Source organism: Lysobacter antibioticus, from assembly GCF_001442535.1.
Lineage (GTDB): Bacteria > Pseudomonadota > Gammaproteobacteria > Xanthomonadales > Xanthomonadaceae > Lysobacter > Lysobacter antibioticus.
Window position 1 is genome coordinate 5059009 of record NZ_CP013141.1, and the last position, 25574, is coordinate 5084582.

Sequence of the window (25574 nt, forward strand, 5' to 3'; positions counted from 1 at the left end):
CGCCCGGCACGTCGGCACCTGCGCCGCCCGTACCGCCGCCGCCCACGCCGCCAGTACCGCCGGCGACGACATCATCGCTGCTCCAACCGGCGTTACCGCCGCCACCGCCGCCGCCGGCGATGCCGACGCGGTTGCCGATGCCGTTGCCGCCGACGCGCAGGTCGGTGGCGCCGCCGCCGATGCCGTCGAGGCCCTCGCCGATGCCGCCCGGATTGACCGCCTGCGAGCCCTGCCCGCCGACCCAGATCGACAGCGCCGCGCCCGGCGTCACCGCCAAGGTGCCGCGCACTCGGCCGCCGAGGCCGCCCGCGCCGCCCGGAGAATTCGGGTTGCTGCCGACATCGTCGCCAGCACCGCTGCGGCCGGCGCCGCCCTGAGCGCCACTGAGATAGACCGTCAGCGAATGCACGCCGGCCGGCACCGTGGCGGTCTGTTCGCCACCGGTGAAGCCGAACGCCGCCGGCGTTTCGCCGACGCCGCAACTCTGCGCCTGGGCAGTGCCGGTCATGCCGAGCCCGGCCAGCAACAGCAGGCCGCCGAGGAGGATGGCACCGCGAGCCGCGCGCAGGGCCGGATCGAGACGCAAGCGCGCGGTCGCGCCGGCACGGAATCGCAAACTCTTCATAACCATCAAATCGCCCCCTAGGCGAACCCCAGTGCGGTTGCACGAAACCCACGCACACGCGATCGCGTGCACGGCCTGTGCGCGACGAACGCGGTGCTCCCCTGCAAAAATCGTCCTGAGCCTTGCCGCTCGCGGCCTACCCCTAGGCCACGCGAGCGGCCAGCCGCAGCCGGTACCCGGGACAGAAGCGCCACTCCCTGAGACGCTTCGTTGGCAACAGCTAACGTGAAACGAGCCCGATAGCGGACCTCGTCGCATCTTTAACTGTGCTAGACGACACATTAAGTCAAATGACTAGGATTTCCCGTACCGCTGGTCCGACAACCCGGGCCGGGGTTCTCACGGTCCCGGCTGCGGCTCGTCACCGCCGAGCTTGCCGACTCGGGCGCACCGCTCCGCTCGATCGGGCTGGTTATGGCCGAGCCCCGGCAAGACGAGCCGCCATGCGGCGAATCCGGCCGCAACCGTCGTGGTTTAGCGCTCAAGCACGGCAACGCGGCGTCCCCGACTCGACCGGCGGATGCGGTCGTGGCCGGGCCACTGCCGCCCCGGGTACAATCCTCCGGCTCGCTGCACTCAGGCGCAGCGCGGTCGTAGAGCAGCCGGCTACACCGTGAAATCGCAACGGCCCCGTAGCTCAGCTGGATAGAGCATCCCCCTCCTAAGGGGAAGGTCACACGTTCGAATCGTGTCGGGGTCGCCAACCACGCAGCGCCGCATATGCGCGCTGCCGGCGCCCGCGAGGGCGTCCCCTTTCCGTCTCGCCACGCCACGGCGCGACCATCACTTGGAGCTTTCGGTATGACCCACCCCGTTCTCGCCGCCCTGGGACTCAAAGACAACGAGTCCGGCACCTACCTCGGTCATGGCGAATGGTCGAAGACCGCCGACGCCGGCGTGTTGGAGCCGATCAACCCCACCGACGGCGAAGTGCTGGCGCGCGTGCAGGCGTCCTCGCAGAGCGACTACGACACCATCGTCGAGCGCGCCCAGGCCGCTTTCGCGGTGTGGCGCACCACGCCGGCGCCGCGCCGCGGCGAAGCGATCCGCCTGTGCGCCGACGCGCTGCGCAAGCACAAGGACGCGCTGGGCTCGCTGGTCGCGCTGGAAATGGGCAAGTCCAAGCCGGAAGGCGACGGCGAAGTGCAGGAAATGATCGACATCGGCGATTTCGCCGTCGGCCTGTCGCGCCAGCTGTACGGCCTGACCATGCACTCCGAGCGTCCGGGCCACCGCATGTACGAGCAGTGGCATCCGCTCGGCCTGGTGGGCGTGATCTCGGCCTTCAATTTCCCGGTCGCGGTATGGGCCTGGAACTCGTTCATCGCGGCGATCTGCGGCGACATCACCATCTGGAAGCCCTCGCCGAAGACCCCGTTGTCGGCGATCGCCTCGATGAAGATCTGCAACGAGGCGCTGCGCGCCGCCGGCTTCCCGGACATCTTCTTCCTGTTCAACGACGCCGGCACCGAGCTGGCCTCGAACTTCGTCGACGACAAGCGCATCGCGCTGGTCAGCTTCACCGGTTCGACCAAGGTCGGCCGCGTGGTCGGCGAGCGCGTCGCGCGCCGCATGGGCCGCTCGCTGCTGGAACTCGGCGGCAACAACGCCATCATCGTCGACGCTTCGGCCGACCTGAAACTGGCGATCCCGGCGATCGCGTTCGGCGCGGTCGGCACCGCCGGCCAGCGTTGCACCACCACCCGCCGTCTGTTCGTACATGAGTCGATCCACGACGACGTGCTGGCCAAGCTGGTCGCCGCGTTCAAGCAGGTCGAGAAGAAGATCGGCGACCCGACCGACCCGGCCAACCTGATGGGCCCGCTCAACAGCCGCGATGCGGTGCAGGCTTACCTGGATGCGGTCGAGAAGGCCAAGGCCAGCGGCGGCAAGGTCGAGACCGGCGGCGCGCAGATCGAGCGCAAGGGCAACTTCGTCCTGCCGACCATCGTCACCGGCCTCAGCAACGACGCCGAAGTCGTGCAGACCGAAACCTTCGCGCCGATCCTGTACGTGATGAAGTTCAAGACGCTGGACGAAGCCATCGCCCTGCAGAACGACGTGCCGCAGGGCCTGTCGTCGTCGATCTTCACCGCCAACCTCAAGGCTGCCGAAGCCTTCCTGTCGGCGGCAGGTTCCGATTGCGGCATCGCCAACGTCAACATCGGCACCTCCGGCGCCGAGATCGGCGGCGCGTTCGGCGGCGAGAAGGAAACCGGCGGCGGCCGCGAGTCGGGTTCGGACGCATGGCGCGCCTACATGCGCCGCCAGACCAACACGATCAACTACTCCGACGCATTGCCGCTGGCACAGGGCATCAAGTTCGATCTGTAAGCGCGGGCGGCGATGCCGTTCTCCGATCGAACGCAAGGCCCGTTGCCGCCGGGGTTTCCCCTGGCGGCAACGGATGCCGCGGGCCAGCCCATCGGCGCGGGCACGCGGGTATGCATTCCCTGTTTGCCCGACTGGTTGATCCACGATCTGCCCGAGCCCGAGGTCGCGGAGCTGCGCCGCTTCGAAGGCCGGTCGCTGCCGGTACTGCGCATCGACGCTTACGGTTACCTGTGGTTCGGCGGTAACTCTCCGCGGTTTTGCCTGAGGCCGGCCGAGGTGCTGGTCGAGCCCATCGATTCCAGCGGCCCGGGCTAGCGCAACGCAGCCCGCTGGCAGTCACGCCGTTTTGTGATAGCAAGCTCAGAACTCCGCTACATCCACGGCCGCAGACCGCGACGCATTCGGCGTAATCGCCGCACCTCCGCCCCTAGCATGGGCTCGCCAGATGGACTGGCGACGGTGAGGGACGACTTGTGGACACACGGAACCGCAGCATCCGCTTGAGCGCGTTGGCGTTCGGCGTTTTCGGCTTCGCCGCCGCGCTGACCGCCTACGCGGCGCCGCAATGCGATCACTGCCTGGACGGCTACCGCGCCTGCCGAAGCAGCCATCCGGACGACACCCAACCCTGCCTCGAAGAAATGTGGGCCTGCGAGACCGCCAACGGCTGCGCGATGAGCTATCCGCCGGACTGATCGAGCGCTCGAACATCGCTGTCGCTCGCACGCAAGCCGCGGCCTGGCCGCGGCTTGCGTCGTTGGGGGCGGCGCTATGCCGGCGGCAGGACGAGCCCGCCCGAGGACAAGCCCAGGACGCCGCACCCGTCGTATCCTGTGGCCCGATCCAATCACGAAGGACCGTCCCCCCATGCGAATGCCCGTCCGCCAGACCAACGTCCTGGCCATCATCAGCCTGATCGCCGGCATCCTCGGCTGGACCCTGCTGCCCCTGGTCGGCAGCCTCGGCGCCATCATCACCGGCCACATGGCACGCGGCCAGATCCGCCGCGAACCGGACCGCTACGACGGCAACGGCCTGGCCATCGGCGGCCTGATCCTGGGCTGGGGCTCGGTGATCATTGCCCTTCTCAGCCTCATCGTGATCGTGCTGTTCTTCGGCGGCCTGGCCACGGTCCTGGCGCTGAGCGGCCAGCACTGACGCCCCCGCGCGATGCGTCTCCGGCCGCATCGCGCAACGGCCGCCCATCCCGCCGGCGTGCGGTCCAGCCCCGCCGTCGCCAACCGCCACACGCCGTGCTCGCCCCGGGCCACCCGCTTGGGCGATAATCGGCGTCCCCGTCCCCGAGCGCCCCCGACGACCTCGTGTACAGCCTTGCCCGACCCTTTCTCTTCGGACTGGATGCCGAACGAGCGCACGGCCTAGGCCTGACGGCGCTGGAAACCGCTTATCGCAGCGGCCTCAATCCCCTCATGGCACGGCCGCCCAAGCCGCTGCCGACCAAAGTCTTCGGCCTCAGCTTCCCCAATCCGGTCGGCCTGGCCGCCGGCCTGGACAAGAACGGCGCCCACGTCGACGCCCTGCTCTCGCTGGGTTTCGGCTTTATCGAGATCGGCACCGTCACGCCCAAGCCGCAGGCCGGCAACCCGCGTCCGCGCATGTTCCGCCTGCCCGAACAGCAGGCGGTGATCAACCGTCTGGGCTTCAACAACGACGGCGTCGACGCGCTGGTGCGCAACGTCGCCAAGGCGCGGCGCAAGCGCGGCCTGCTCGGCATCAACATCGGCAAGAACAAGGACACGCCGAACGAGAACGCGGAGAGCGATTACCTCTACTGCCTCGAACGCGTGTATCCGCTGGCCGACTACATCACCGTCAACATTTCCTCGCCCAACACCGCCGGCCTGCGCGAGCTGCAGGAAGAGCAGTCGCTGCGCCGCCTGGTCGGCAGCCTGCGCGAGGCGCAGGAGAAGTTCGCCGCGCGCGAAGGCCGGCGCGTGCCGATGCTGGTCAAGATCGCGCCCGACCTGTCCGACGACGACATCGAAGCCGCCGGCCGCGTGCTCGGCGAGCTGCAGGTCGACGGCGTCATCGCCACCAACACCACCATCGCGCGCGACGGCGTCGAAGACAGCCCGCACGCGAAGGAAGTCGGCGGACTGTCGGGACGACCGCTGATGAGCCAGTCGACCACGGTGCTGCGCAAAATGCGCACGCGCCTGCCGGAAAACATTTCGATGATCGGCGTCGGCGGCATCCTGTCCGGGGCCGACGCGGTCACCAAGATGGCCGCCGGCGCGAGCCTGGTGCAGTGCTATTCGGGCCTGGTCTATCGCGGGCCGGCGCTGGTCCACGAATGCGTCGAAGCGATCCGCCGCCGTAAAGAAGCGCCCAGCCGCGGCAATGTCCCACCGACGATCTGAGTCCGCTGTCATCCATCCGATTTCTTATTCGCAGGCATGGTTCGCAGGCATGAGCGCATGAACCCGAGCGTGCGCGTGCTGCGCGATGCCTCGCTGAAAGACCGCAACAGTTTCGGCGTCGCCGCGCGCGCGCCATGGTTGGTCAGCGTCGACGATGCAGCGGCTCTGCCCGAGGCGCTGGACCGCCCCGAATTGAGCGGCGGCCTGGCCCTGGTGCTCGGCGGCGGCAGCAACCTGTTGTTCGCCGGCGACCCGAGCGGCGCTGTGCTCGAACTCAGCGGCCGCCAGGTACGCATCGTCGAGGACGACGGCGAGCGCGCGATCGTCCGCGCCGACGCCGGCGTGCCCTGGCACGGCTTCGTCATGCAGATGCTCGCGCAGGGTTTCGCCGGCCCCGAAAACCTGGCCCTGATCCCGGGCACGGTCGGCGCCTCGCCGATCCAGAACATCGGCGCCTACGGGGTGGAAGTGCGCGACTTCGTGCATGCGGTCGAGGCCTTCGAGCCGGCCACCCGGCGTTGGCTGCGCTTCGACAATGCGCAATGCGAGTTCGCCTACCGCGACAGCCTGTTCAAGCAATCGCCGGACCGCTACCTGATCAGCGCGGTCGAGTTTTCGCTGTCGCGCACGCCCGCGCTCAAGCTCGACTACGCCGGCCTCGGCGACGAGCTCGCGGCGATGGGAGTGCACGCGCCGACGCCGCAGGCGGTCGCCGATGCGGTCATCGCGATCCGCCGCCGCAAGCTGCCCGACCCGGCCGTACTCGGCAATGCCGGCAGTTTTTTCAAGAACCCCATCGTGCCGCTGGCGCAGGCCGAGGCCTTGCTCGTCGAGCACCCCTCGATGCCGTCGTTCCGCGGCAACGATGCCGGCACGCGCAAGCTGTCGGCGGCCTGGCTGATCGACGGCTGCGGCTGGAAGGGCCATCGCCACGGCGACGCCGGCGTGTCGGCCGCGCATGCGCTGGTGCTGGTCAACCACGGCGAGGCCAGCGGTGTGCAGTTGCTCGACCTGGCCCGCCGCATCGCCGCCTCGGTGCAGTCCCGCTACGGCGTCGCGATCGAACCGGAACCGCGCCTGATCGGCGCCTCGTGGTGAGCGCCGCGCCGGCGCATCCGATGCGGGCCGCCAGCCTGATGCTGGCCAGCACGATTTCGTTCGGCGTGATGACCATCGCGATCCGTTTCGCTTCGCACTCGCTGCACACCTTCGAGATCGCCTTCTTCCGCAACCTGTTCGGCCTGCTCGCGGTGCTGCCGCTGTTGCTCGGCGCGCAGCGCGCGGAACTGCGCCCCCGGCAGTTGCCGAAGTATTTCGTGCGCTGCCTGATCGGCATCTGCTCGATGCTGGCCGGCTTCTGGGCCATCGGCCACCTGCCGCTGGCGCAGGCGATTTCGCTGACCTATTCGACGCCGATCTTCGTCACCATCGCCGCGGTGCTGTTCCTGCACGAACAAGTGCGCGCGCGGCGCTGGCTCGCGGTGCTGGCCGGTTTCATCGGCGTGCTAGTGATCGTGCGCCCCGGCTCGGCGGATTTCTCCATCGACAGCCTCGCCGCTTTGCTCGCGGCGGTGCTCGGCGGAGTGATCTCGATCCAGATCAAGCAGCTTTCGCGCATCGACTCGGCCAACACCATCGTCCTCTACACCTATGCGTTTTGGGTGCCGATGTCGTTGATCCCGGCATTGTTCGTCTGGCAGTGGCCGCAGGGCACGGTGTGGTGGTGGATCGTCGCCGCCGGCGTGTTCGGCACCGGCGGGCAAGTGCTGTGGACGCATGCGCTCAAGCTCGGCGAAGTCTCTGCGCTGACGCCGATCAGCTTCATGCAACTGCCGCTGGTCGCAACGGCCGGCTGGTTATGGTTCGGCGAAAGCCTCGACGCCTACACGGTGACCGGCGCGGCGATCATCCTGGCCTCGAACGCCTATATCGCTCATCGCGAAGCGGTGCTGGCGCGGCGCGCGGCGTCGGCCGCGGCTACGGCGGGGGCGGTGCCTGGGGAGTGAGTTGGGTAGGCGGTTGGCGTGGTTGTGGTCGTCTTGGTTTAGATGGTTGTCGCGACCTGACGCAAATCCCCCTCCCCTCCCTTTTTCAAAGGGGAACAACCCGCCTCTCACGAAGAGGGCAGTCATCTCTGCGTATTTGCATCCGCGGCTTGAGCTGGCTCGCCCGGGTTCGGCAACGCTTGTTGCAGCGCACGAAGGCACGAACGGCCCGAGGCGATTCCGTGATCGCGGTCCGGGCATTAGCGGACAGGCGCGGCCGCATTAGCGGTCAACCTGCTCGGATCGGGTCCGGCGCACGCCGGCGCGATTGACGCGGCCGTACGGCGGACGCTATCCAGACGCGGCAGTACGGAGGGGAACCGGCCACGCGCACGCCCTAGCGCGCGCCGGTAACGCGACCCGCTCCTCCCTTCATGACGATCCAAGGAGAGAGATCATGGCACTGAGCCGTCACGTGGCCGTCGCCCTTCTGGGCGGCGCCGTCGCCTTGTCCAGCCTGCCCTCGCATGCCGAGCAAGGCGATTACGGTTTCTTCGAAACCATCCGCAACCTGTTCTCGCCGCCCAAACCCGACAACAAAGTCCAGCCAGCGCAGCGCAGCGGTCAGTACCCGCTGCTCAGTCGCGACGCCGCACGCGCCGACGGCTTCGATCCCGGCGCCTACTACCAATGGCAGACGGTGCAGTTGCCGGCCGAGACCGGCGCGGTCTGCGGCAACGGCTCGCCGTACAAGATCTTCGTCAATCGCGTGCCCGACACCACCAACACCATCATCTACATGGAAGGCGGCGGCGCGTGCTGGGATTACGCGAGCTGTTCGGGCCAGGGCGGCGTGCGCGGCGCGCGCAATCCCAACGGCGTGCCCGACGACTACATGAAGCTACTCAACCCCGGCGCCAGCCTGGTCAGCCCGTTCGTGACCCGGGTCAGCCCCTTCGACGGGGTCAAGACCCAGGGCTGGAACATGGTCTACGTGCCCTACTGCACCGGGGACCTTTACGGCGGCGACAAGGTCGCGGTCTACAACGACCCGAGCGGGCAAGCGCAACCGCTGGTCTGGCACCACAACGGCCTGCGCAATTCGCGCGCGCTCACCGCCTGGCTCAAGGACAACCTGCCGCGACCGGGGCAGATGCTCAGCACCGGCTGCAGCGCCGGCGGCGCCGGCAGCCTGATCAACTACGACCCGCTGCGCCGCGATCTCGCACCGACCCGCGCCTTCCTGATCGACGACTCCGGCCCGATCTTCCCGACCCCGCGCAACGGCAACCCGGCGCAATATCCCTCGCAGCCGTTGATGGCGCATATCCGCGGCGCCTGGGGCCTGGACGCGCCGAACGGCCCGCTGGCCTACCTCGCCAGCGGCTTGCCGCAACTCGACCTCGACGAACTCGGTTCGATCTATCCCGCGCTCGCCAACAAGCACGGCAGCGACCGTCTCGGCGCGACCCACTTCTGGCAGGACCTGAACTACTCCTCGTACTCCTACGAACGCTTCCACGACGACATCCAGTCGGCACCGAACCAGGCCGCCAAGGAAGCGCTGATCCACGCCAAGTGGGCCGGCGATACCCAGCGCCTGTCGGACCGGCTCAACGGCCTGGACAACTTCGGCGGCTATTTCCCGCAATACCGCGCCTTGAACGAAAGCCACTGCACGACCATCGTCGATTTCAAGAACGGCGACGTGCAAGAGCAGAGCCTGGAGCTGAAGCACTTCATCGACAGCGTGCTCGACGGCAACGGCAAGGTGCGCGACGCGTCCGAACAGAACGACAGCCGCGACAAGGCCAAGCCGTTCAACCTGCTGTACTGGCTGGTCGACCAACTGCTGGCCTGACGGAGGCAACCTGATCGAAGCAGACCCCTATGCGCACGACCATCCTGTGGGTGCTCGCCCTGACCGCCGTGGCCATCGCCGCGGCGGTCGGCAGCGGCTGGCTGCCGCTATCGAAGGCGAAAGCCGACACCGCACCGGCCAGCAACGGCCGGAGCACCGACGCGCCGCCGCAGATGCAGGCCCTGCTGGCGACGCCGCAGACCCGCGACTATCGTCAGCGTCAGCAGTTCCAGCGCGATGCGCAGCGCTTCTTCCGCGATGCGCGCAACCTGGGCCCGGTCGTGCGCAACCAGCGGGCACAGGTGTTGGAACGCAAGATCGATGCTTACGAGAACGCCGGCGAACTCTCCGCCGGCGAAACCATGCTGCTGCGGGTCGGGCTGATCCAGGCCACCGTCGCCGACCCGGCCGAACAGGCCGCGCAGGTCGAAGCCCTCGCCCAGCGCTACCGCGCCGACGCCGCGCGCCGTAATGCGCAGTGGCAGGAGCAGCAACAGCGAGACCCGCGTTTCCGGGACTACAAGCAACGCGAGCGCGACGTGGTCGCCGAGGTCATGGCGATGCAGCGCATCCCCGGCGGCCTCAGCCGCGACGAGTACCTGCGCCAACGCCTGCAGGCCGAGCGCGAACGGGCCTATCGATAGCGATAGTACTGCCGGCTGGCGGCAGCGCGCTCAATCGCCTTCGGCCACCACCACCCGATTGCGGCCGCCGCGCTTGGCCGCATACAAGGCCTGGTCGGCGCGCGCGAAGGTCGCCGCCGTGTCCTCGCCGGCGCGGTGCGTGGCCAGGCCGATGCTGATCGTCAACGGCAAGCCGACCGGCAGGTTCGCGACCGCCTCGCGCACGTATTCGCATTGCAGCTGCGCCTGCGCCTGTCCGCACTCGAACATCATCAGGAACTCCTCGCCGCCGTAACGCGCGACTCCGCCCGGCGCGGCCGCGTACAGGCGCAAGGCCTCGGCCACCGCGAGCAGGACGCGGTCGCCCTCGGGGTGGCCGTGGATGTCGTTGATGGTCTTGAAGTGATCGATGTCGAGCACGGCGACATGCAGCGTCGCCGGCGCCTCGTGCCGCGCCAGCGCCTGTTCCAACGCCAGCGCGAACGCACGCCGGTTCGGCAGACCGGTCAGCGGATCGGTGCGGGTCAGCGCGGTCAGATCGGCGTTGCTGGCTTCGAGCTCGCTCTGATACTGCAGCAGCTTGTGCTCGTACCAGTCGCTCTCCTGCAGCTGCCGCGCCAGCGCATGACTGACCCGACGCAGTTCCAGCAAGCGCGAGGTCTGGGTCGACAAGGCCTGCAAAGCGACGTACTGGTGCTGGCGCAACTCGCGCGGCTGGCGGTCGATCACGCACAGGGTGCCGAGCGCCTCCCCGCCCGGGGCAATCAACGGCGCCCCGGCATAGAAGCGGATATTGGGGTCGTCGACGACCAACGGGCTGTCGGCGAAACGCGCATCGTTGTGCGTATCCGGCACCACCATGGTCCGGTTCGGCTCGAGAATGGCGTGGGCGCAGAAGGCCAACTCGCGCGGCGTCTCGCTGGCCGCCATGCCGATGCGCGACTTGAACCACTGGCGGTCGGCGTCGATCAGGCTGACCAGCGCGGTCGGCACGTCGCAGATCGCGGCCGCAATGGCGACCAGATCGTCGAAATCCTTTTCCGGGGCGGTGTCGAGGATGTCGTAGCTGCGCAACGCCGCCAGGCGTGCGGCTTCGTTGGCGGGAATCTCGGGTTTCTGCACGACTCGGTTTCCAGGCGTCGGACGGGTCGAAGCCATCCCCTGTCATGGCTACGACCGGCGCAGTCTAGCAAGGCTGTGCCGCTGCCGAGCCCGATCGGGCACGGATCAAGGTCCGCCGCCTTGCCGCGAATCCGCGCCGGGCGCAAGCACCGATCCGCTCCGGACTCGAGCCGGGTCCGGTTTCGCCGACCACGGTCACGGCCATTGCGCGATGCCGTACCGGCGCCGGGTCGCATCGGCTGCAACGTCGGCCGGCTACAATCGATGCGCCATGCGGGCCATGCGGCCCGCGACCGATTGCAGCGAACGACCGCACCCACCGCCATAGAGAGGGCCACGTGCAAGTGGAAACGAACGATTACGTCGAACTCAAGAGCGAGATCCTCGACGGCATGCGCAGCTACATGGAAGAACTCAAGGAAGACGGCAGCGACGCGGGATACACCGCATCGGACATCGACGACTGCGAAGGGATCATCGATCGTTTCCTCGACGCCATAGCGAACGCCGGCGGCGACAACGCCCGCGCCAGCGGCGCGGTCAAAGACGCGGTGCTCGCGTTGAACGCCCTCAACGCCCGCTGCGGCCACAGCCTGATCGAGACCGACCAGCGCGAAGGCCTGTGCGAGCTGATCATCCGTGTCGCCGCGACCGCCGGCGTGGGCACGGGCCAGGACGACATCACCGAGGAATGGCGCGAGTGGTGAGGCTTAGCCGATCAATTTGAATAGCGCTTTGAATAGCGCTTTGAATAGCGCTTTGAATACGGCGCCGGCGCGAACCGCGCCGGCATGGCCGCACAGATCATCGTGTTTATCGCCCGACTTTCGTAGATTACAACTCACCTACTGCAGCCACCCTGCTTCGAGCGAATAACCGACGGCAACCCTCGGCTTCACCTCGGCAGACACTATCCTGGGTATTCAACACTGCAACCGCCGCCAGGCCGGGAACGAGCCCCTAGGGGTCTTCTACAAGATTAAGTTCGACTCGTTGGTTTTTCCTGTAGTCCTCATGCCCGCTTGCGATTGGACGATTGAACGAGTACTCCCTCAGCGCAATGATTCGCCAAGGGTCGATCCCGGAGTCCAATACCATCTTGTACACAAGACGCGCACGCCTCAAGGCGAGATCGCTGCACATATTCCACTCACATTCGTAATGATCCGTATGGCCTACGATCTCGAACTGAATTTGCGGGAAGCGCTTTAGTGACTCAATGGATTCCTCCAGAGCAGCAATATCCGCCTTATCTTGGACCGAGGTCTCGATACTTTCTCCCTTCATGGGATGACCCGACTTGAAAGATGCGCCACGAAGGTCGAACGAAGTGCAGTTAACGCTCGCAGAAAACACCAATAAACAGGCCGTCAGCAACCAGGCAGATCAGGCAGATCAGGCAGATCAGGCAGATAGTTTCATTGCACCCTCAATGTCGGCGTAGCGATGCGAACCGTAGCAGCTCCAGATCTTATGTTCTTATCCATTTGATCGCCCCAAGATGAGTCTGGCCAGCCACTTCATACAGATGATTGAACATCCCGATCAAAACAGCTCGCCTGTAACTCCCTAAGTTGGACAACGGCGCTCCTGTCATCACTCGCGAGCAGCCAATCAACGCACGCCGACTGCGCAGAAAGCTCGGCGCGCATCAGCCCCGACGAACGAATCCGATTTTCGAAACTCGGATCGGCCGGATCTAGTTCTTCACGTGCCTGGACCAAACCGTCCACGGTATCTATCGCCAATTCTGCGACCACTTCCGCCTTCTCTGAAGCAGGCTCATCTAGAGCCTCTAACGTAATCGACAGTGCGTTAGCTGCATCAAGCGCTGCCGAAGTGAATTCGGAGCTAAAATTCTCTGTATCAGGCGCTTGTCTATCGCAGGAAGAAATCAAATCGACTCGATTCTCAGGCAGTACGCCATCCTTTACCCATACCCAAACATGATCGAGGGCATTTTGAAGAACACCAGGATCGCCAAAGCCTGTCTCAGCGTAAAAGCGGTAGAAATTGGGAACCATGCGTTCGCAGCACGTCGCCATGAACGCGATAGTTTTCCATTCGGGTTGAGCGCGTAAAGCGCCCACACACATATCTGTGGCCATATTGATCTAGCGCACCCTTCAGGTAATTCGTCAACTAGAGCCAGCAACCATCGGCACCCAGAGCTTTACGACATCCCACGCATCTTGGGCACACACTTCAGGGCCAATCCCGTATCACGCGTACACAACCGAGTTAAACACCAAGACATCAATGCTTAGCCGAGAACTCTCCTCAGCCCACCACTCCAGCCCACCGACCAACCTGTGCATTCCAGCCCTTATTTACAGCCCTTTTCGCTACCGCCACCTGAAGAACGATGGCATTGCTTCTTCATCCCGATGGAAGCTCCAAAGCGCTTTATGAAATTCGGCTCGCGCAGGCCAACCGCGTATGCGTCGCCGCGGTCGGACGCCACTACTGGACCGTCAAACGAAATTAGCCGATAGAACTCGTCCAAGGGAAAAACCAACAACACAGCGTCCGGCTCGAAGACTATGTCACCACCAGGATGTCTATTGGCCGCCACCAAATATCGATTCGAAAGCAACAATGGCGCGTCCCCACAAGCTTTGACATCACGATTCTCAAGCTTCCCCTTCGCAACCTCAGTCACTCTAATCATGTAATAGGAGCGCCGGCCTTCATAGCCCGCGCAAGACCCGATCCCGGATCCAACCACCGCGCCAAAGAATATAAATTCCGATTTTGCGAAAACCTCCTCAAGGGGACGAACATCACCTCCTTCTTGAGCAAAACTATCACCAAAAAACATGAGCCAAAGAACAAAGAACGATATGATTCGCATGGCCAATCATCCGACTTGAACTGCCTGAAAAAACCGCCCACGGCATCTGCCACCAATTCCGAAACTATCCCACCGCCTAAAAGTAGGTTAATTCAGCAAATTTCCAGCCTGACTGAGCTTGCAAAGCACCTGCAACCATATGATCCGCCTTATTGCCGAGCCCTTTGCTACATCATTCGGAGGCATGCTAATCGACAGTCGGATTTATCTCTACGCGACGATTCCGCGACCGTCCTTCGTCCGTTTCGTTGTCGCCTATTGGCATGTTACTTCCATGACCGACAGGTGTTGTCAATGATGATGAAGAAACTCCCGCTGCAAGCAGCCAGTCATACACCATCTTTGCTCTGCGAGCGGATAGTTCTTGGCAATTTTCGCGGCACTCGATTCTATCGGTAAAGCCGAGCACCTCAAACCTCAGCTGAGGCGTACCTCTGATGGCTTCAACGTTTAATTGGAGCGCTCGCTTATAAAACCCCTCAGGCTCAGCCAACGCCGCCTCAATGCTTTCGTTATTCGTTGGATGCCCGGACTTCATGCGCACAGGGACTATCTCTATCCCGGAGGCCAATGCAACTCTATTTTCGTCATACTCGCCTCCAGCCCCCTTGCATGCGGAACAAAAAACGAAAAACAAGAGCAGATGGGCAACCACCACTCCATGTGGTGGAGGCCTAACATTATTAGCCATTTCAAATGAACCTTTAGGGATCTATTGGCATAGCATCTAATTGAACACGACGATTAATCTGCCTGCCGTCCTCAGTTGAACCATCTCCAATCGGCCAGTCAGCCCCCCTGACGCTGGTCCTTTCAACTTGGACGGGGGTACTCCTTGTTCAACAAGCCAATCGTAAACGTACGTTGCCCGTCGCATGGACAATTCCAAACAAGCAGCTTGAACACACTCTTTCCCATCAACAAACCCTATGACTTCGGCGCCGAGCCCCCGCGTTTCTTTCAAGGCATCAGAATTTTCTTTCAAAAGCCTGATCTGCTCCGAACTTGGCTCCCTTAAGACATCGACAATCAAGTCATCCACCAATGGACGGCCGACCTTAAATTCGACCCTGTTGAATTCAAAAGAAGTGGCGCGAACATTTCCTAGCCCAGACCCAGCTTCTTTTACCTGCGTTGTACAACAGGCCAAAAACATCGGAACAGCCATCGCAATCTGGCGACGCATATCAGCCCCCACAAAAAAGCTTTTGCCGTACTTACACAGGCGCAGTCAGTCGACGCTGACATTTATCTCCACGCGCCGATTTTTCTCCCGCCCCTCATCCGTACCGTTGTCTGCGATTGGCATCTCGCTGCCATGACCGACAGGAGGCTTTAGTGATGCAGGCGCCACACCGTTAGAAATCAGCCAATCGTATACCAGCCTCGCCCTTCGAATAGATAGATCTCGACATTGGCTATCGATGCACTCCATATCATCCGTGAAGCCAAGCACCTCAAACCTCACGTGCGAGTGGTTTTTTATTATCTTCGCGTCTCGCTTCAGCGCATTTAAGAAGTACTCCTTCGGATCTCCCAATATTGACTCGAGACTTTCCCTGCCTTTGGGATGACCGGACTTGATCTCGACAGCGGTCATCTCCAAACCGGAATGCAGGGGCACTACTTCTGCTCGGCCAATTTCACTCGAAGACGAACAAGACACGAACAATGACGAGATCGAAAGAATTAACCAATTTGCGCGCCACGTGGAATTCCTCATCATCACTTGCAACTCCCTTCCCTGCTCGATACACAGGATGTATTGACAGAACCTTCTGCCTGCCGCTCAATATTCTCCTTACTTATCATACCCTTCCAAAAAATCCAGCCATCACTTGAAGACTCAGAGAAATTAGCCGATTTTTGAAAATAAGCCTGGGCACTATAGCCAGCAACCTCTTCCTGTTTACGTTCTGCCCGTGTTGCAACTGGTCTTCCGCGAGCCCGATCATTCGCACCGTGCTCCCCCTCGTGAGCAGCAGCCCGACCCAAAACGTTCAACGTATCGTTTTCAGTTTTTTTCGTAGCTTGCATGATATCAAGCGTAATATGCGCCCCCCCATCTGCGCGGAAAGCAGCAGTTCCGCCGGGGCCCTTTAACGCACCAAATGAAACACTTACTTTATTGTCCTCCCCTGGCTTTCCGTAAAAGCCCGCGATTCTGGCCATGACACTTCGTTCACTCGAAGTAAGCCGGGGATTACTCGCAGCCGAAGCAATGCGCTCGAGGGCTTTTTCGAGGCTTGTACAATGAGACTTACTCCCTGAACACACATATCGTCCATCAGGATCGATAAAGCGGTAAGGATTGTTGTTCGCATACCAGTAGCGATTGAAGTTGCCACCCGTTTTCGAGTTTGCTGCAACAGGATCGACGGACAGGAAACGCCCTACTTCCGAGTCGTAGTAGCGCTGTTGCATGTAGGCCAAACCAGTCGCGGCATCACTGACATGACCGGTATATCCGGGACCATCGGATACCGGACGATTCAAGAGTCGACCATACGGCTCATACTCGCTGCGCTCAACAACATTCTGATTGACGTCCGTCACGGCCACCGGGCTGCCGAGCGCATCCGTATGGATGTATTCGACGACGGTCTCCGCTTGCGCCCCAAGCGAGGCGAAGCTCAGCAGAGCCGCCGCGACGAGGTTCGAGATCCATTTCATGTCATCGCCTCCGTTCAGTCCATCGCTTCGGTTCGGCGCGTCGCCGGGTACGGCGGACTCGACCAGGCCGAGCAGCCACCGGAGCCGCAGGCGCGGACGGCGTAGTTGTAGGCGCAGTACTGGCCGCTGGAACTGGACTGGATCTGTGTGGCCGCGCCGCTGTACAGCACCGCACCGCTGTCGGTGGACTGGAGTTGATAGCTGGTCGCCTTGGCCACCGCTCCCCAACGGATCGTGCAGGTATCCATCACGATCTTGCCGCGCAGCGTATTGCGCAGCCAATCCGCCAAGTTGATCGCCGGCGTGCCCGGCGGATGGTCGATGCTGATGAATCCGGGCTGGGAGTACGGGCCGCAGCCGGCGGCGTTGCATCCGCGCACGCGATAGCCGCGGGTGCCATCCGGCCGCCCCCAGATCGTCGCGCCGCCGGTGTTCTCTTGATAGATCAGGGTCCAAGCGCCACCGCCAGCGCTCTCTTCGAGCTGGTAGGTCGTTGCCGTGTCGACACCGTTCCAACCGACCCAGAAGGTGCCGTTGTTGCTGCTGGCCGGGACACTGATCCCCGGTGCGGCCGTCGGCGGGCCTATGACATAGACGTTGGCGTCGCCGGACGTGGGGCCGCAGCCGGCGGCATTGCAGGCACGCACTCGGTAGGAATAGGTGCCGGTGGAACCACCATAGATAGTCCGACTGGTCGCCGCGCCGTCCTGGATCAGCGCCCACCCTTGCCCCAGCGCGTTTTGTTCCAACTGATAGCTGCCCGCACTCGCGACGCTGCTCCAGCTCACGGTGAAGCTGCCCTGATCACTTTGCGCCGGCGCTGAGACGGAGGGCGCCGTGGCGGGTGGATAGATGACCTGGACTGTACCCTCGGCCGAGTAAGGCCCGCACCCGGTGGGGTTGCAGCTTTCGCGCGATAGCGGTAGCTGTCCGCCGCCTTGCCGGCGAACGCCTTGGACAGCCCGGTACCGCTGTATGCGGTCGTCCATGACGCCCCGTCCGCGCTTTCTTCCAGCACGTAATCGGTGGCCCCTCCGACGCTGCTCCAACCCACGCTGTACTGGCCGTTGAGAGCAGTACCCGGCGCGGACAAGGACGGCGCCGAAGACGGTGGACGCTGCAGCACGACGGTCGCGACCGCGCTCCAACCACCGCAACCCACCGCGTTGCAGGCCCGCACCCGATAACCGTAGCTGCCGTCGGCTCGCCCGGACAGCGTCCGGCTGCGCTCCGCGCCGCTGTAGATCCCTTGCCAGGACCCGCCATTGGCTTGCTCTTGAAGCTCGTAACTGCCCTGGGCCGTGGTCAGGCTCCAGCTCACCTCGAAACTGCTCTGCGCGACGAAACTCGGCGCCGTCAACACAGGCACGTCGGGTGCGACCGGGGTGCTGGCACGAGCGACCAGGCTGCCGTTGAGCTGGATATAGGCGATGTCCTTTTCTTTGCGGAAATCGCGCTGATAACGCAGCACGCCATCCTGGCCGTACATCGAAACGATGCCGCCAAAGGTGGGACTGGTCGCCAATACCCGCCTGCCATGGCCGTCGTAACGATAGGTCTCGGCGCCGACGGCTTCGCGCAAACGATTGCCGAAATCGAACTTGAACTGTTGGCCGTTCTTGTTATCCAGATTGCCTTGAACGTCGTAACCCAGCCCGATCACCGATTGACCGGTACCGGTCAGCTGGACGTTGGTCAGGCGATTGGAGCCATCGTAGTAGTAGGTATGACTGCGCCCCGCGACGTCGACCGTGCGCAGGTTGTCCAATACGTCGTATCCATAGCTGGCCGAGCCGAACATGGCCGAGCTCGCGGCAGTCAGCCGATCCACGCCATCGTAGGTCATGCTGCGGTTGCCTCGGGCACCCGGCAAACCGTCGCTGACAGCCGCCACATTGCCGTTGGCGTCGTAGTCGTAGCTGTCGTCATGGACGGCAGCGTTGCCGGCGTCGCGACTGCGCTCGGCCAGGCCGCGCAGGTTCTGCTCCAAGGTGTGGACGATGCCATTACCGTAGGTGAACCTGGACATGCCTCCATTGGCGAAGTAGGCCACGCCCGTCGCATAAGCACCCGCCTGTCGCGGCTGCCCTAATGCATTCACGGCATAGGCAACCGCCTGCCCATTGGGATAGGTGTGCGAGTCGAGATGACCTTCGTTGCTGTACGCCACGCCGATGGCCCAATCGATGCCATCGAACTGCAGGCGCTCGCGGGTCAAGAAGCGGCGCTTGTTGTATTCGTAGCTATTGGTGACCGAAGCCGCGCCGCTGGTGTTGTTGGTGACGATCTGCTTCACCTGGCCATCCGGGTAATAGTCCCACCACTGATTGCCGCGGCCGTCCGGGAATGCGAGCGTCTTGACCCGGTTGCGGCTGTCGTAGCTGCGAGTGACGGCCCGGCCGGAGGCCAGCGCCTCGTCGCGGTTGCAATTGTTCGCCGCAGGCGCCGCCACGCCGGACGCCGACCACGCCACATTGTTGGCGGCGTCGTAATCCACGACGGTGGCGCCGGTTTCCGGCTCGATCGATTTGCACAGGCGCTTGCGGTCGTCGTACACGTACTGGCGCACCGCCTGCACGCTTCCGTCCGAGTTTCTCCGTTTGATGCTCTCGATCGCGCCGAACAGATCGCGATGAAGTTCAGTGGCGATCCCCTCGCCTTGCACGACACCAACTGGCAGGTCGTAGGCAGGCTGGTCGTATGCCTGGAACAGCGTGACGGTCTGTTGCTGGCGCGGATTGGTCGTTCGCGTCATCAACTGGGCCAAGTACTCGGTGCGCGTCGTCAGTTGACCGAGCTCGCTGTCCTGCTTGATCGATACGACGCGCCCGAGGGCGTCGTACTCGGTGTGCGTACCCTGTGCAGGCCCGGTCCCCCAGTCCAGCCCCGGATAACTCGAAAAGGTCGGCCGCCCCTTCTCGTCGTAGCGCGCTGCGGTCATGCGTATGGTGCCGAACAGATCGGCGCCGTCCCATTCATGGGTCAGTACCGGCCGCCATAACGCATCGAGAAAGACGTTCTTCGCCCGATTTCCGGTAACGGTGCTCTGCATCCAATGCCCGGGCGGCAGGCCGTATTCGGCCATATCCCGGCGCGACAAGGTGATGTTAGTGGGGTACCAAGCGTTCGAGTCCGCACCTGGGTAGTTGATCGATGCCAGCCGCCCCACTGGGTCGTAAGAGTAGGCGGTAGTGAACGCGTTTTCGTCGGTGACCGAACTGATCCAGCCGTTATCGTCCACCACCGCGGACTCACCGGTCTGGTTGGGATATTGGATCGATTGCGGCAGTCCCCGCTTCCAGCCGTTCAAAGAGACCGCATTGTTGCGCCCGTCCCTGACCTCGGCCAGCGTTCCATCCGCATGATAGGCATAGCTTTCGACCAGGCGGCCGAAGGTCAGTCTTTGAATCGCTTGAGCGTTATCGTTGTAGCGCGTCTCCGACATCACCCAGCCGGTATCGGCGTTGGTCTCGCTCTTGACTTGGCCGAGCACCCATAGCGCCAGGTCATCGTGATACGCCGTCGTATCGGTGCGGCTGCGATCGCTCGATGTGCCGGACGCCCACTTGCTCACACTGAGAGGACGGACCAATGCATCGAAGCTGTTGAAGCTGCGGTTGAAGGTGGCGCCGTCCTGCGTGGTTACCACCGACTTCAACGGCCGATTGGCATTGGGAAGCCGGTCGGAATATTCATCCCCGTTCGAACCCATCCAATCGGGAAACGGCTGATTCGCCGCTTCCGCGTCGGAAAGGTAGTTGTTCTGGACGACCTTGTAGATCACCCCGGCTTTACGGGTGACGACGCTGAACAGCAGCCCTTCGTTGATATCCCGGTCGCGGCCGAAGGTATGCACGTTCTGCGTACCATCCGGCTCGGTCACCGTCACTGTCTTGTAGTTCGGTGCCGGCGGTGCGTACTTGGCGTTCCAATCCGGCCCGATGTCCCAACGCGACTCGTCCTGGGTCTCGTAGCCCTCGCCCAACCCGTCGTAGGAATAGGTATAAACCTGCTCGGCGACACCGGGGCCGGAAATATGTTTCTCGATTAGCGACCAGGTGTCGTGATGAGTGGAGTAGCGGTTGCGCTGACTGTTTCCTTCGTCGCTTCCGGTCTCGCAAAGGTAAGGCACACTGGTTCGGCCGTGCCGCATGCCTTTGAAAATGTATTCCGCTACGGCGCCCGACGGATGAGTGATCCTGGCTCGTGAAGTCGTATCCTTCAAGATCGAACCGGGCGAGCACGGAACGTTCTTCTTCGGGTAGGTCTGGTTGGTCTCCGGGTTCAACAGGTACTCGGCCACGTCCAGGCGGTGCGTATTGAACTGCGCCGGTCCGTCGTACTTCCATTCGGTCCCATCCGGGTTCTGGACGTTGCCGCCATAGCCATAAGGATAGGTGAACGTCCAACGCCGGCCGTTCACGGTCGCGGTGAGGATATTGGTCTGAAAGTTTCCGGTGAATAGATACGGCGCCGAGTCCGTATAGGTCATGCTGATCTCGCGACCGTCGCTGGCATAGATACGCTTGGGATGATCTAGCTCCCATTCGTACTTGACCCAATTTCCAAAACGGTCTTCGATCTTGCTGACGTAGAGCTTGAGCTTGTAGCGATGCAGTAGGGCGTTGGGGACGTTGTAGCCCCAGGGATGGGTGATCGACGAGTAACGGCGGTAGACCAGCCAATCGAAGGTGTATTTCGTGCCGTCCGGCGCATAGCCGATCAGTCCCTTGCCGGGACCGTTCTGTACGCTGGGCAATTCGGAGAAGAACCAACCGTCCTTGGTGGCGTAGGTGTAGTTGATCGAGTTCACCGGTTTGACGCGCTTCGGGTCCGCCGGGATGCTCAGCAAGTCCCCACCGCCGCCGCCATCGATGGTGAGCCGGTTACCGCTCCAGAACATCGAGCGGTCGAACTCGACATAGCCGTTGTTGACGTTCGCGGGTACCGGCACCCAGCCATTCTGCTGAGAGCTCTTGCTCTCGTGGACAGCGCCGACATAAGGGATGTCGAGGTCCCAATTGCCATTGAGCTGCCCCTGGGTGATGTCGTGCGGGTCGTGGAAAATACCCAGCGCCACGCGCAACCCGCTGTTTCCGGGCAAAGCGACCAGATCGTGGCTGAAGCGGACAGTGCCGTTGAACAGGCTTACTTTGTCGCCGAACGCTTCGTCGCCCAGCGGCGACACGTTCTCGGTGGAACGAACCCGCTTGGCGTATTCGTTAGGCCAATCGGTCCCCTGGGCCCGTACCGAACCGAGCGTCAACGCCAGTGCGAAAAACGCCGTCCAGACCAAGGCGCGCCGCAACCAGTGATTGCGATCGGTAGTTCCGTTTGCAGTTTTCATGGTTCATCCGTGCCAGTCAGCCGTTGCAGCTGAAACCTTCGATGCGGGCAACCTTGTCCGCTTCCCGTCGCAATCTTTCTTCGTATGAAATGTGCTTTGCAAGCGTTCGAAGTACCGCAGGAAACGGAGGATGAATTCGTTGAACATGAATGTGCAGATGACACATCTATCGACGCCCAACCGTCGGCAGTCGATAGCTGTCGAAGGCGAGAAAACAGAAGCGGCCGATCGATAATCATCGATCGATGCGCGACCACATCGCAGGCACCCTCGCCGCCACGCAGGCACAAAAAAACCGGGCCCGCGAACGGGCCCGGTCTGGATGACGCTTCAGCCTGCGATCGTTACGGAGTGACGGTCAAGGCCACGCGCAACGCCACCTTCGGCCGCACCGGATCGTCGCTGGCCACGCAGACATAACCCACGTGTCCGCCCGGCGCGAGGCCGGCGGTGTTGATGCGCACGCGATTGGCGATCGTGCCGTGTCCCGGCACGGTGCCGAAGGCGCGCGTCGGCGCACCGATCCACGGCGCACCGCAAGCGCTCAGGCCCTGGATGTCGTAGGCCAGCCCGGCGAAACCGGCACCGGCCAACCAGGTGCCGACACCGCCCGCGTCCGGCGCGATGGTGCGGAACTGGTTGTCGCCGCTGTTGGAGGCGAACCACACCCAACGGTTGGCGAAGCTGGTACGCGCATTCACCACCAGCCAGTAGCGGCCCGGAGCGAGTTCGACGTTCTGCCCGGCGGCGGCCAGGTCCAGCGCGATGTTGGCGCCGTCCAGGGTCACGCCCGCGCCGTTCGGCGCGGAGGTGTAGCTCCACACCGCATTGCCGGCCAACGGGTTGCTGCTGGGATTACCGCCGTTGTCGGCATACACGCTCCAACTGATGTTGGTTGCCGTGCTCGCCAGGGACGCACCGCTGGACACGAAGCCTTCCGAGAACAGCTTGGACAGGCGCGTGGTGTCGGTCAGGGTGAAGTCGTCGCTGGAGAACTGCGCCGGCAACCCGCCGGCCGACGCCGGATCGGTGTAGATCGTGCTGCGGAAGCCGCTGGCGACGCCTTCGCTGCTGGCGCTGACGACCGTGCGCGATGCCGAACCGGTGTTGTCGACCTGGAACTCCAACGGCGAGCCGCTGGTGTTGCCGATGCTGAAGTCGGCGAAGCCGCGGCTGCCTGCCCTCAGGCTCAGCGACACTTGCTCCGGGCTCAGCGCGATCGCCGGCGGCTGCACCGCGACCGCGATCGGCAGATGCAGATCTGGCGATGCGCGGGTCAACAGCGGTTTGAGGTCGAGCTGACCGAAGTGCCAGCTTCCGTCCTTGGCGAAGCCCGTGCTCAGCACGATCACGTGCACCGTCGTGCTCTGGCCGGGCGCCGACAGGAACACCGGCGGGAAGGCGATGCCGTCGAGCCCCTTGACCTGCGCCAACCACAACTCAGGCTTGCCCTGGGCGTGGCGGAAGGTGCGCTTGAACGTGCACGAGCCGTAGCACTCGCGCTTGTCCAGGCTGGCCAGGTTGAGCTTGGAAACGTCGCCGCCGGTGGCCGGATCGGCCGCCAGGAAGTTCGCCGTCGTCTCGTTGAGCACCAGCCCCGAGCGCAAGGCGCGATCGACCTGGATGCGGCCCGCGCCCATCGCGAAGGCATCGGCCGGCGTGACTTCGTCTTCTTTGAAGACCTCCTGCTTGGCGGTCATCATCAGGGCCGACTTGATCTCGTGCGAGGTCCAATCGGGCTTGGCCTGGCGCAGCAGCGCGGCGGCGCCGGCCTGATGCGGCGACGCCATCGAGGTACCGCTGAGCAGGCCGACGATGTTCTCGCTGCCGGTCAGGGTGGTGCCGGAAATCACCGCGAGCACGTTGACGCCGGGCGCGGTCACGTCGGGCTTGATCAGGTCCAGGCCGTCGGTCGGACCGCGCGAGCTGAAACCTGCGAGCACATCGGGCGTGTTCGGAATCGGCGTCGGCGGGAAGTTGATCCCACCGGTCGTGGTATTGCCGTTGCCGGTGGCGAAATTGCGCAAGGCATCGCTGTCGGTCTGCGCGGCGAGGAAGGTCGGGATCGTCGTGCCCGGGACGCTCGGCGAGGTGACGCCCGGCTGGTTGTTGGCGATCACCACCGCGACCGCACCCGCGGCGGCGGCATTGTTGACCTTGATGCTGAAGTTGCAGGTGCCGCGACGCACCACCGCGACCGCATTTTGGAAGGTGGCGGCGGGGAACGCGGCGCAACCGTCGGCGGCGGTGTCGATGCCGGCGCTGACGCGGACCGGCGTGGTCGGCGGCAACGACGTGGTGAACGCCGCGCCGGACGAGCCTTCGGTCAATACCACCGCTTGCAACGCCGGCGGCACGGTGCCGGGACCTGTCACCTGCAACAGATAGGCGAAGGTGCCGCGGCCGTGCTGGGAAGCGGCGGTCGTCGAGGTCCACGGTTCCTGGTGGCCCATGGTGCTCGGGCCCGGGCCGCTGTTGCCGGCGGCAGCGGCGATGTAGATGCCGGCATCGGCCGCATTGAGGAAGGCCAGCGAAACCGACTCGCCCCACGGCGATGCGCCGCCGCCGATGGAGTAGTTGATGACGTCGACGCCGTCGGCGATCGCCTGGTCGACCGCGGCCACCGCCGAGGTGTTCGGGCATTGGCCTTGGTTGGTCGCGATGATCGTGTAGCAGATGTCGTAGGCGATGATGTTGGCGTGCGGGGCGACACCGGAAATGCGGATGTTGCGGCCCTTGTAATTCGCGGTCCAGGCGTTGCCGGCCGCGGTCGATGCGGTGTGGCTGCCGTGGCTGTTGGTGTCGCCGAAACCGGGCTCTTCGCGCAGGCCCGGGACGCCGCAGGTGTTGCCGGGCGGTCCGCAGACGAAGTCGTAGCCGCCGATCAACTTGTCGTTGCAGCGGCCTTCGTCGACGCCGCCGGGGGCGCAGGAACCGAGGTAGTTGCCGCTGCCGTTGGGATTGATGTGCTGATAGCCGGTGTCGTCGACCGCGGCGAACGCCGGGCTGCCGAAGTTGATGCCGGTGTCGAGCACGCCGACCAACACGCCTTCGCCGCGGAACTGGGTCGGGCTGGCGTTCCACAAGGCGGGCGCGCCGATCAGCTGCGGGCCGACGTCGGTCGCCAGCGGATACTCGCGATATTCCTCGACCAGTTCGACCCCGGGCAGCTTGGCGATGCGCGCGGCTTCGTTCTGGGTCATGCGGGTGACCACGCCGTTGACGGCGTGATGCATGCGGCGCTCGATCGCGAGCGGACGGCCGATCAGCGAACTGATGCCGCGCTCGTGATCGCGCTGCACGGTATCGAGATGGCGTACGTAGCTGCGCGCTTGTGCGCTGTGCACGTCGATGCGATTGCTGCCGCCGCTCGCGCTCTTGGCGGCAGCGCTGTTCGCGTTCTGCGCGCCGGCCAGGCGTTGCGGTGCGGGCAGGCCCGCGACTTCGCCGTGGTAGGTGCTGAGCGGTGCTTCCTTGTACAGCACGATGTAACGGCTGGTCTGGGTTTCCAGGCCGTTATGGACACGATTCGGCGATGGTGCGCCGCCGATCGCGCCGGCATCGGCCGGGCTGTCGTTGGAGAGGCCGCGGATCGCGGCCCCCGCGAGCGCCGCCAGCCCGACCAGGCTGATGGCGATCGTCAATCGGTTCAGTGCAGTTGGCATGAGAGATCTCCTCGTCCGTTCGCGAAGAAACCGCCCCACGCCTGCCCCCTCAGGCATGTCGCGGTTCGAATTCAGGAAGGTAAAGATCGTCGGCGACGAACAGC

General features: G+C 63.8%; 21 protein-coding genes and 1 tRNA gene. 11 read left to right on the plus strand and 11 right to left on the minus strand.

Going from position 1 to position 25574, the window contains the following annotated elements:
• Window positions 1-1251 precede the first annotated feature (1251 nt).
• From GLA29479_RS20470 to GLA29479_RS20515, 10 genes are all read left to right on the plus strand, one after another.
• Window positions 1252-1328: transfer RNA gene (locus tag GLA29479_RS20470), tRNA-Arg, on the plus strand.
• 98 nt (window positions 1329-1426) lie between these two features.
• Window positions 1427-2959, plus strand: a complete 1533-nt coding sequence (amaB, locus tag GLA29479_RS20475; RefSeq protein ID WP_031373777.1) for an L-piperidine-6-carboxylate dehydrogenase — start codon at window positions 1427-1429, stop codon at window positions 2957-2959.
• A gap of 123 nt (window positions 2960-3082) precedes the next feature.
• Window positions 3083-3274 carry a hypothetical protein gene (locus tag GLA29479_RS20480; RefSeq protein ID WP_057972682.1) on the plus strand — a complete coding sequence of 64 codons (192 nt, stop codon included), beginning with the start codon at window positions 3083-3085 and terminating at the stop codon, window positions 3272-3274.
• A 158-nt stretch (window positions 3275-3432) separates the two neighbouring features.
• The gene (locus GLA29479_RS20485; protein WP_144436654.1) at window positions 3433-3654 is read left to right on the plus strand and encodes a hypothetical protein; all 222 of its coding nucleotides are present in this window, start codon (window positions 3433-3435) and stop codon (window positions 3652-3654) included.
• Between the two features lie 172 nt (window positions 3655-3826).
• Window positions 3827-4117, plus strand: coding sequence for a DUF4190 domain-containing protein (locus tag GLA29479_RS20490; protein WP_057972684.1), 291 nt, complete (start codon window positions 3827-3829; stop codon window positions 4115-4117).
• Between the two features lie 164 nt (window positions 4118-4281).
• Complete coding sequence (locus GLA29479_RS20495) at window positions 4282-5340, plus strand: quinone-dependent dihydroorotate dehydrogenase (RefSeq protein WP_057918572.1); 1059 nt, start codon at window positions 4282-4284, stop codon at window positions 5338-5340.
• A gap of 57 nt (window positions 5341-5397) precedes the next feature.
• Window positions 5398-6438, plus strand: coding sequence for a UDP-N-acetylmuramate dehydrogenase (murB, locus tag GLA29479_RS20500; protein WP_057972685.1), 1041 nt, complete (start codon window positions 5398-5400; stop codon window positions 6436-6438).
• A gap of 20 nt (window positions 6439-6458) precedes the next feature.
• Entirely contained in the window at window positions 6459-7346 is an 888-nt protein-coding gene (locus GLA29479_RS20505; RefSeq protein WP_057973291.1) for a DMT family transporter, read from the plus strand.
• 436 nt (window positions 7347-7782) lie between these two features.
• On the plus strand, window positions 7783-9186 hold the full coding sequence (locus GLA29479_RS20510) for a pectin acetylesterase-family hydrolase (RefSeq protein WP_057918574.1): 1404 nt from the start codon (window positions 7783-7785) through the stop codon (window positions 9184-9186).
• Window positions 9187-9215: 29 nt separating this feature from the next.
• Window positions 9216-9830 (plus strand): hypothetical protein, encoded by a 615-nt coding sequence (locus GLA29479_RS20515; RefSeq protein ID WP_057972686.1) that lies wholly within the window; start codon window positions 9216-9218, stop codon window positions 9828-9830.
• A gap of 30 nt (window positions 9831-9860) precedes the next feature.
• Here GLA29479_RS20515 and GLA29479_RS20520 read toward each other — a convergent pair whose 3' ends face one another.
• Entirely contained in the window at window positions 9861-10931 is a 1071-nt protein-coding gene (locus GLA29479_RS20520; protein WP_425599955.1) for a GGDEF domain-containing protein, read from the minus strand.
• 338 nt (window positions 10932-11269) lie between these two features.
• On the opposite strand from GLA29479_RS20520, the gene GLA29479_RS20525 reads away from it, so the two are divergent.
• Complete coding sequence (locus GLA29479_RS20525) at window positions 11270-11638, plus strand: hypothetical protein (RefSeq protein ID WP_057972688.1); 369 nt, start codon at window positions 11270-11272, stop codon at window positions 11636-11638.
• A 253-nt stretch (window positions 11639-11891) separates the two neighbouring features.
• Here the strand turns inward: GLA29479_RS20525 and GLA29479_RS26240 are convergent, their stop codons facing one another.
• The 10 genes from GLA29479_RS26240 to GLA29479_RS20545 all read right to left on the minus strand — a co-directional run bounded on the left by GLA29479_RS26240 (window position 11892) and on the right by GLA29479_RS20545 (window position 25470).
• Window positions 11892-12218: an OmpA family protein gene (locus GLA29479_RS26240; RefSeq protein ID WP_057972689.1), complete on the minus strand. Its 327-nt coding sequence runs from the start codon at window positions 12216-12218 to the stop codon at window positions 11892-11894.
• A gap of 233 nt (window positions 12219-12451) precedes the next feature.
• Window positions 12452-13039 (minus strand): DUF416 family protein, encoded by a 588-nt coding sequence (locus tag GLA29479_RS23935; RefSeq protein WP_082638848.1) that lies wholly within the window; start codon window positions 13037-13039, stop codon window positions 12452-12454.
• 218 nt (window positions 13040-13257) lie between these two features.
• Window positions 13258-13785 carry a hypothetical protein gene (locus GLA29479_RS24875; RefSeq protein WP_144436655.1) on the minus strand — a complete coding sequence of 176 codons (528 nt, stop codon included), beginning with the start codon at window positions 13783-13785 and terminating at the stop codon, window positions 13258-13260.
• A 187-nt stretch (window positions 13786-13972) separates the two neighbouring features.
• Window positions 13973-14476, minus strand: a complete 504-nt coding sequence (locus tag GLA29479_RS26170; RefSeq protein ID WP_082638849.1) for an OmpA family protein — start codon at window positions 14474-14476, stop codon at window positions 13973-13975.
• A gap of 36 nt (window positions 14477-14512) precedes the next feature.
• A complete protein-coding gene (locus GLA29479_RS23945; protein WP_082638850.1) occupies window positions 14513-14971 on the minus strand; it encodes an OmpA family protein in 459 nt (152 codons plus the stop codon).
• Between the two features lie 45 nt (window positions 14972-15016).
• Window positions 15017-15385, minus strand: a complete 369-nt coding sequence (locus tag GLA29479_RS23950; protein WP_169795703.1) for an OmpA family protein — start codon at window positions 15383-15385, stop codon at window positions 15017-15019.
• A gap of 125 nt (window positions 15386-15510) precedes the next feature.
• A complete protein-coding gene (locus GLA29479_RS23955; protein ID WP_082638852.1) occupies window positions 15511-16458 on the minus strand; it encodes an RHS repeat domain-containing protein in 948 nt (315 codons plus the stop codon).
• Between the two features lie 14 nt (window positions 16459-16472).
• A complete protein-coding gene (locus GLA29479_RS20535; protein ID WP_057972690.1) occupies window positions 16473-17246 on the minus strand; it encodes a hypothetical protein in 774 nt (257 codons plus the stop codon).
• Window positions 17243-21805, minus strand: a complete 4563-nt coding sequence (locus GLA29479_RS20540) for an RHS repeat domain-containing protein (protein WP_144436656.1) — start codon at window positions 21803-21805, stop codon at window positions 17243-17245. The genes GLA29479_RS20535 and GLA29479_RS20540 overlap by 4 nt, the downstream gene beginning before the upstream one ends.
• A gap of 344 nt (window positions 21806-22149) precedes the next feature.
• Window positions 22150-25470 carry a S8 family serine peptidase gene (locus tag GLA29479_RS20545; RefSeq protein ID WP_057972692.1) on the minus strand — a complete coding sequence of 1107 codons (3321 nt, stop codon included), beginning with the start codon at window positions 25468-25470 and terminating at the stop codon, window positions 22150-22152.
• Between the last annotated feature and the right edge of the window lie 104 nt (window positions 25471-25574).